Genomic DNA, 6,107 nt, shown 5'->3' with positions numbered 1-6,107 from the left:
TTCCCGACTAAATCTTCTTTGGAAAAAGCTTTATTTTTATCAGTAGAAAAAATAAGCAAAAAATGGACTCACCCTATTAGAAATTGGGGTTCTATATTCGGAGAGCTATCAATCATGTTCGAAGAACGCATAAGTTACTAGATTTAAAACTGACTTTATAGCAGTTTTTATTGACATGCAAAAAATTAAGTTATATTATAAATTAAAGGAAGGTTGGATTTTCACCAGCCTTCCCAATAATCAAATATTTATTTTTTAACTGCCTAATCGGCAGATTAGCCATAGAAGAAGACTTTGAGTCTACGGCTGAATCACCATTGATTACTGTATCATTAAATAACGCCCCCGCTGCCTTTATCTTCTGAGCCATCTGTAAAGCTACCTCATCAGCTATTCCGCCCATATTTGCGATTACTCTATCTACCTTGAATCCACCACCAAAGATTTTTAAGTCTGCTGTGAATCTCTGCTTTTCCACTTCAGATGTTGCATATTCCTCATTTACATTTCTGAATCCTGCTGTAGGCTGTGTCTTAAGCCTAGTATAGGCATAAGTTAACGTAGCACCTCCACCTGTAGCTGATACTACATCATCAAATATAAGGTTATCGAATAACCACGTTGATTTTCTAAACTCGTCAATTACACCTAACTGCAGGTCATCCTGTACGTTTAATTTTGCTTGTTCTAATGTTACTGCCATTTACTATTCCTCTCTTCCTATTCACCGCTTAACTTTGTTTTGATTGCATCTGCAAGTGATTTAGGCTGCTGACCACCTGATGGATCTGCGCCACCAGTACCCGCTGGAGTAAATCCCTTAACTGGAGGCTTATTTGGTTCTGCACCATCCTTTACAAATGCAGTCTCATTTTCTTTCTTGAACTTTTCCATGAACTCATCAGCACCTGTAAACTTACCGTTTTTTAACTCAAACTTCTGCTCCTTAAACTCAGCTATAGTGGCCTTTCTTGCTAGTTCTGATGTAAACTTAGTATCCTTGAAATAATCATTTATAGCATTTTCAGTAAGTACACCCTCATACTTACGCCTCACTTTTCAGCTTATCAAGATCAATTCCATCAAATGACTTTAGCTTGTCATTGACATCATTAAGCTCTCCTTGTAAAGTTCCAAGTTCTGTGTCCTTAGCATCAATCTTATCAAGATACTTCTTCGTTGTTTTTCCATGTTCAGCCATGATCTTATCAATCACGTCATCTTCTAATTCAAGATTCTTTAAAAACTCTCTTTTCATTGCTATACTCCTTTTCGTTTTTATTACGCAGATACGACTGCGAAGGTTTATTTTAACGACTTATTTGTCGAATTTAGACATAAAAATAAGACCTTTTAGCGTCATGTCTAGGACGAGATTTATATGTCGAAAAAACGTTAAAATCCGTTATATAACTTTCTTTAGTTCTTTCGCTAATGAAATTCTTCTTGACAATATTTCTTCATAATTTTTATAGAATAATATTGCGCATACATTAACCCTAACTCGTCAGGTGTAAGACCTTCAAGCGTTTTTATAGCTTTGTACAGTTTTTCCCCCCTTCCTGTAAGCTCTATATATTCCTGTTCCATTCTTTCAATGTAATTCATCTTTTTACCTCTCTTTCCGCACTTAAAAAGCACCTCAACATTTATCGTTAAAGTGCTTATATAAACGGCGTTATGTCTTTAACATCCTTCAAACCATTCTTAATCTTTTGCATTGTTGAGTTTTCCTGTAGAAACTCCATCCCTTTGATTGTTAGCCTAGGGTTTATAAACATCACTATATTACCTGTTTTTGATTTTGATATCTTTATTCCAGTTAAATAACCATCTTCTACCAAAGATTCAATTATTTTATTAATTCTATTATCGCTTACTTTTAAATTTTTGATAAAAGATTCATCAAAATCTATATTATCCATCTGTTTATCAACTTCCGCAAGGACCTTATAAACTACTTTCATATTATCCATCACATCACCTCTATTCGAAAAATTGTGTTAACTCTATATCTGATTTTATATAAACCTCATTTAGATATTTATTGAGATGTACCTCAACACTTTTTCCTTGAAGAGTATACTTTTGAATCAGGTGTCCATCAACGTCAACTTCTTCTAAATTGTTTTTTTGTAGGTCTTTAATATTTCTCTCAATCGCTAGGCATTGTTTATCAAAAATATCCCTATCTGCTTGTGGACATATTCCATATTCATACACTACTATCACTCCAATCCAAACATCTTATTAACTTTAGGATTAGCTTTCATGCTACTAGCAACTATAGCTTTGTATGCTTCTTCTCCTTCTAATCCATATTTCAACTTCTTTCTTTCCAACAACTCTTCAAAAGTTTTATTTGGGTCTGTTACATCCAAATTCCTTCGCTTTACTTGATTTTTCATCATTTCCCTAGCTTGAGTTCTATACATATTTCTTAAATTACAAGCCTGTATTGCCTGCTCTTTTATTGGTTTTGAAGTGTCAATTAATGCTCCAATACCTTTGTCTTTGTGATCATACCAAACCCTAACCTCTAAGTCTGAGAAAGTCCTATCCAATTTTTCATTATAATCAAGAGCCTTTATTCTATCTATTTTTCAGCTTTCAAAGACTCCCATTTGTTAACATCATTATACTTCAATTTCTGGAAATCTTCAAATGATTTAGGTATATCTTTTCCATAGATTTTACGATATTTTTCATGTGATTTTTTGTCACTATGCCTATTCTTCCAAGCTTTTTCTACAGCACTGTAATCTTCGTCTGATTCTATATACTTTTTGTAAAACTCCTTATATGTCATATCCTTGGGCACGTAGATTGTTTTACCATTCTTGTCTCTAGCAGCTCTTTCACCTATGTATTGTTCGTCTAAGTCATATGGAGCTGTAGTGGTACGACATCTAACATGAAAAGGTGGATAATTCGCCCCTACTTTTTTATCTTTTACTAAAAATGCCTTGCCGTCCATATCCCTACAAATTGATGATGTCTTATGGTCTAGTGTGGCTACTATGATGTACTTCTCTACTCCTAAATCTCTATAATTATCAAATCTTGCCTCTTCTGCAATTCTCGCTGACTCAGTGTGAAGCAAAGCCTCTGCATGATTTTTTCTAGCCCCCATTGTCTCAGCCAGTCTTTCAGACAGCTTTATTGCGTTTTCTCCACGTGCTATTGAGTCTTTTAAGGATTCACCCAGCTCCTTAACTAACTTATCTCTATGAGGACCCCAGAGCCTCTCAGAGAACTCTAAACCATCTTTAGTCCAAGGTTTCTTAACTAAAAGCTTTACTGCATACTCATTTGGAGTGAATAAATTAAGCTCTGCACCTATACCCTTAGCAATATCATAAGTATTCCTGTAATATATATCCTTGTATAAATCTTCCAAGAAATTAAAGATTAAGTCATTTTCTTTGCTAATTAGCTCATTTACTGAGTTAATCAACTGTATTTTTAACATTTCCAACCTAGTCAAATGATATGTTGTACTAGCATTAGCAATCTTAAGTAGCCATTCATCCGGAGTTTCATCAGTACTTTTACTAGCTTCCCTTACATACTCATCAACATCCATTCTAAACTCTTTTATCTCCTCAGGTGATAGCTTCCTCATTGCCTCAGCATATGTGAGTTCATTATCCCTAGCAAATCTACTGACCCAATAATGGATATTTCTTTTCATCCTCTTAGATATATCTAAGTTTATCTTATGCAGGTCTTTTTGAGTTGCTCTACCCCTGGTATCCTTAACCTTTTCAAGCTCTAAGGCTCTTTTCTCCCAGTACTCAGTATTTTTATTCTTCGCCATCTGGCTCACCACCTAGGCCATATGTATTTATCTCTACTGGCTCTTGCTCAGCCCTTTCGGATTTAATTCTTTCAAGCTCTTTTGCCGGGTCATCAATGTATGGATGATTTTCTATCAGCGTTTCCATAGACAGTAAAGCCATGCTATTGTTTATATCCTCAATTACCTGCGACTCATTGATTAGTACATCCTTGTTGAATATTATGTCTATCTTGTCCTTGTCTGATGAATTATAATCAGTAGTTGCCTCCAGGTACATTTTTATAAATTCTGTTAGTTGTTCAAATGATGCCTTAAATTCTGTTTCTATATCATTAGAGTCGAGGTCAATATCTGAATACATAGACTGGATGTTCATCTGATTAGGATTGGCTCCTAGCCTTTCATCTTTTGCATCAAATGACTTAGCATTTTCTATTAATGCCTTTTTCAGAATTTCAAGTATGTCCTTGACTTTCCATGTCTGGGTGGTTCGTTAATGATCAATACATCATAGTCAGATTGCTCATAGAAACTTTGAAGCTCGTTACATAAATCAACTAAGAATTTTCTGTTAGGCTTGTAGAAGTCTGGAGCCTTAAGGTTGCAATAAAAAAAGAACTCACGCCTTGCAAGTTCTATTTTTGCCCTTTGTTTTATCAGCTCTCTATCCATCTTCAACACTAGCTATCTTTAGTAGCTCTTCCTTAGTCATATCTTTAAAAGGATCCTGTTGATTTACGTCAACCTTTGTTTCAAAATCTTTTCTATCTCTCCACATATCAGGCCTTCTATTTTTTAGCCAGAATATCTGTGCTGTAGTATCTGGTTGTACTTCCTTCACAATTTCTTTAGTAACAAGCATCTTTGTTCCAACTAGTTCTCTTGTTGTCTCGGTATAACTATACCCTAGTGCCTTTTTTAGCAAGGCATTTTCAACTTGTCTATCAACAACTTCTTTACCCCTTTTTAAGGACTCCGAAATCTCCGAATATTTCTTTTTCCAGTCGTATAATGTAGATGTTCTAACACCCATATTTTTTGCAATTTGTTCATCTGTCAGGCCATCTCTAGCCCAACCCTCAAGTTTCAGCAAGACCCCAGGCTCTAGCCATTCTTGATATTTACCTTTTGCCATCAGGCTCACCACCTTTCTCAACTTTTCTTCGTTTTACCCAACTTTTATATTAAAAAAGGACCCTGTTAGGAGTCCCTTGCTCTAATCTATATCAAATTCTTGTCTTAGTGCATCCTGTAACACTTGTGAAAAATTAACACCTCTAGCCTTTTCTATAACCACATCCTCTATTGAAGTGGCCTTTGGGAATTTCTTTTTTCCCAAAAAATCATCATACAGCGGTTCCTTTTTTCAAGTCCTTTGAGTGAAACGGTACTACAGTAGCCTTACCGGTTTTTGGATTTTCAAACTTTCTATGAGACCCTTTACCGCCCTTAACTTCGACGAATCCATTGTCTTTTAGAAGTTTAATCATCTCTTTAGACGTCATTGGCATTTGTGCTACCTCCTTACACTTATTATTATACGTATTTATACGTATCTTGCCAATATGTTCCAACAAAAAAAGATAGCCTTTTGCCCAAGTATTTTTACCACATCTCTACTCAGTGCTAAGCTATCTTTTCCCGAATAACATATAAAAATTAAAGGAGGTTTAAAATGTATCTACCAATCAATGTGGAAGTAAAAGCTCTCGCTCTAGAGATTATATGAATTTATTTAATGGCTCTCCTTTATACTTCCACGATATCATAATAACACATGTTACCGGCCTACGGATTGGGGAAGCTCTAGCAATTACTCATGATGATATTCACGATTACAAACTTGAGGTTACAAAGAATTACACCGACTTTAAGCTAACTACTCCTAAAAGTAAAGCTTCTATTAGAACTATTGGTATCAATTCTAGATGTGTTCAGATAACAAATGAGATGAAACTTCTAAAACGTATTAACGGAATAAATTCAAATATCGTATTTCCTAACACTCTAGGTAAACATCAGTACTATACCAGTGTACGTAAAGTTCTAGAAAAACACGGTATATATCCTATAAGGTTACATATCTATAGACATACTCACGCTAGTATACTGGCTGACATGGGGCTTCCATTAGACATGATACAAAGAAGATTAGGGCATGAAGATGATGGAATAACAAAACAAATATACATTCATATAACTGAGAATAAAAAACAACGTGAATATGAGGTATTTAAAAAATTGGACATACTTTAACCCCCATAACACCCCCATCAAAAAATGAATATGCCATAAAACATTGAAA

General features: G+C 34.9%; 14 protein-coding genes and 1 pseudogene. 2 read left to right on the top strand and 13 right to left on the bottom strand.

Annotated features, from left to right (window positions below):
* Window positions 1–141, top strand: a pseudogene (locus tag F823_RS11545) (IS256 family transposase); the annotation flags it as partial.
* Between the two features lie 61 nt (window positions 142–202).
* Here the strand turns inward: F823_RS11545 and F823_RS10570 are convergent.
* From F823_RS10570 to F823_RS0107380, 13 genes are all read right to left on the bottom strand, one after another.
* Complete coding sequence (locus F823_RS10570; RefSeq protein WP_019595555.1) at window positions 203–703, bottom strand: major capsid protein; 501 nt, start codon at window positions 701–703, stop codon at window positions 203–205.
* A 17-nt stretch (window positions 704–720) separates the two neighbouring features.
* A complete protein-coding gene (locus F823_RS0107435) occupies window positions 721–1,056 on the bottom strand; it encodes a phage scaffolding protein (protein ID WP_002844943.1) in 336 nt (111 codons plus the stop codon).
* Window positions 1,046–1,258 (bottom strand): phage scaffolding protein, encoded by a 213-nt coding sequence (locus tag F823_RS0107430; RefSeq protein ID WP_002844942.1) that lies wholly within the window; start codon window positions 1,256–1,258, stop codon window positions 1,046–1,048. Before F823_RS0107430 ends, F823_RS0107435 begins: the two co-directional genes overlap by 11 nt.
* A gap of 173 nt (window positions 1,259–1,431) precedes the next feature.
* Window positions 1,432–1,608: a crAss001_48 related protein gene (locus F823_RS11075; RefSeq protein ID WP_019595554.1), complete on the bottom strand. Its 177-nt coding sequence runs from the start codon at window positions 1,606–1,608 to the stop codon at window positions 1,432–1,434.
* Between the two features lie 56 nt (window positions 1,609–1,664).
* A complete protein-coding gene (locus tag F823_RS0107420; RefSeq protein WP_019595553.1) occupies window positions 1,665–1,976 on the bottom strand; it encodes a YjcQ family protein in 312 nt (103 codons plus the stop codon).
* 10 nt (window positions 1,977–1,986) lie between these two features.
* The gene (locus tag F823_RS0107415) at window positions 1,987–2,223 is read right to left on the bottom strand and encodes a hypothetical protein (protein WP_019595552.1); all 237 of its coding nucleotides are present in this window, start codon (window positions 2,221–2,223) and stop codon (window positions 1,987–1,989) included.
* Between the two features lie 5 nt (window positions 2,224–2,228).
* Window positions 2,229–2,564, bottom strand: a complete 336-nt coding sequence (locus F823_RS0107410) for a hypothetical protein (RefSeq protein WP_002844938.1) — start codon at window positions 2,562–2,564, stop codon at window positions 2,229–2,231.
* A 32-nt stretch (window positions 2,565–2,596) separates the two neighbouring features.
* Window positions 2,597–3,820, bottom strand: a complete 1,224-nt coding sequence (locus F823_RS0107405; RefSeq protein ID WP_002844937.1) for a minor capsid protein — start codon at window positions 3,818–3,820, stop codon at window positions 2,597–2,599.
* A complete protein-coding gene (locus tag F823_RS0107400) occupies window positions 3,807–4,238 on the bottom strand; it encodes a phage portal protein (RefSeq protein ID WP_242821678.1) in 432 nt (143 codons plus the stop codon). The genes F823_RS0107405 and F823_RS0107400 overlap by 14 nt, the downstream gene beginning before the upstream one ends.
* Window positions 4,239–4,249: 11 nt before the next feature.
* Complete coding sequence (locus tag F823_RS0107395) at window positions 4,250–4,474, bottom strand: hypothetical protein (protein WP_002844935.1); 225 nt, start codon at window positions 4,472–4,474, stop codon at window positions 4,250–4,252.
* Window positions 4,467–4,937 (bottom strand): transposase, encoded by a 471-nt coding sequence (locus F823_RS0107390; RefSeq protein ID WP_002844934.1) that lies wholly within the window; start codon window positions 4,935–4,937, stop codon window positions 4,467–4,469. Before F823_RS0107390 ends, F823_RS0107395 begins: the two co-directional genes overlap by 8 nt.
* 81 nt (window positions 4,938–5,018) lie before the next feature.
* Window positions 5,019–5,141: a hypothetical protein gene (locus F823_RS11430; RefSeq protein ID WP_002844933.1), complete on the bottom strand. Its 123-nt coding sequence runs from the start codon at window positions 5,139–5,141 to the stop codon at window positions 5,019–5,021.
* 7 nt (window positions 5,142–5,148) lie between these two features.
* A complete protein-coding gene (locus F823_RS0107380) occupies window positions 5,149–5,313 on the bottom strand; it encodes a type II toxin-antitoxin system HicA family toxin (RefSeq protein ID WP_019595550.1) in 165 nt (54 codons plus the stop codon).
* 214 nt (window positions 5,314–5,527) lie between these two features.
* Between F823_RS0107380 and F823_RS0107375 the strand changes: the two genes are divergently transcribed.
* A complete protein-coding gene (locus F823_RS0107375) occupies window positions 5,528–6,058 on the top strand; it encodes a site-specific integrase (protein ID WP_002844930.1) in 531 nt (176 codons plus the stop codon).
* Window positions 6,059–6,107: the final 49 nt, after the last annotated feature.

It is taken from the genome of Peptostreptococcus anaerobius VPI 4330 = DSM 2949 (genome assembly GCF_000381525.1).
Lineage (GTDB): Bacteria > Bacillota > Clostridia > Peptostreptococcales > Peptostreptococcaceae > Peptostreptococcus > Peptostreptococcus anaerobius.
Note: the sequence above shows the minus strand (reverse complement) of the source record. Positions and strands in the feature narration are given on the sequence as shown.

Coding starts and splice junctions, on each gene's coding strand:
- F823_RS10570 (WP_019595555.1), bottom strand. CDS start 703: ATGGCAGTAACATTAGAACAAGCAAAATTAAACGTACAGGATGACCTG.
- F823_RS0107430 (WP_002844942.1), bottom strand. CDS start 1,258: ATGAAAAGAGAGTTTTTAAAGAATCTTGAATTAGAAGATGACGTGATT.
- F823_RS11075 (WP_019595554.1), bottom strand. CDS start 1,608: ATGAATTACATTGAAAGAATGGAACAGGAATATATAGAGCTTACAGGA.
- F823_RS0107420 (WP_019595553.1), bottom strand. CDS start 1,976: ATGGATAATATGAAAGTAGTTTATAAGGTCCTTGCGGAAGTTGATAAA.
- F823_RS0107405 (WP_002844937.1), bottom strand. CDS start 3,820: ATGGCGAAGAATAAAAATACTGAGTACTGGGAGAAAAGAGCCTTAGAG.
- F823_RS0107395 (WP_002844935.1), bottom strand. CDS start 4,474: ATGGATAGAGAGCTGATAAAACAAAGGGCAAAAATAGAACTTGCAAGG.
- F823_RS0107390 (WP_002844934.1), bottom strand. CDS start 4,937: ATGGCAAAAGGTAAATATCAAGAATGGCTAGAGCCTGGGGTCTTGCTG.
- F823_RS0107380 (WP_019595550.1), bottom strand. CDS start 5,313: ATGCCAATGACGTCTAAAGAGATGATTAAACTTCTAAAAGACAATGGA.
- F823_RS0107375 (WP_002844930.1), top strand. CDS start 5,528: ATGAATTTATTTAATGGCTCTCCTTTATACTTCCACGATATCATAATA.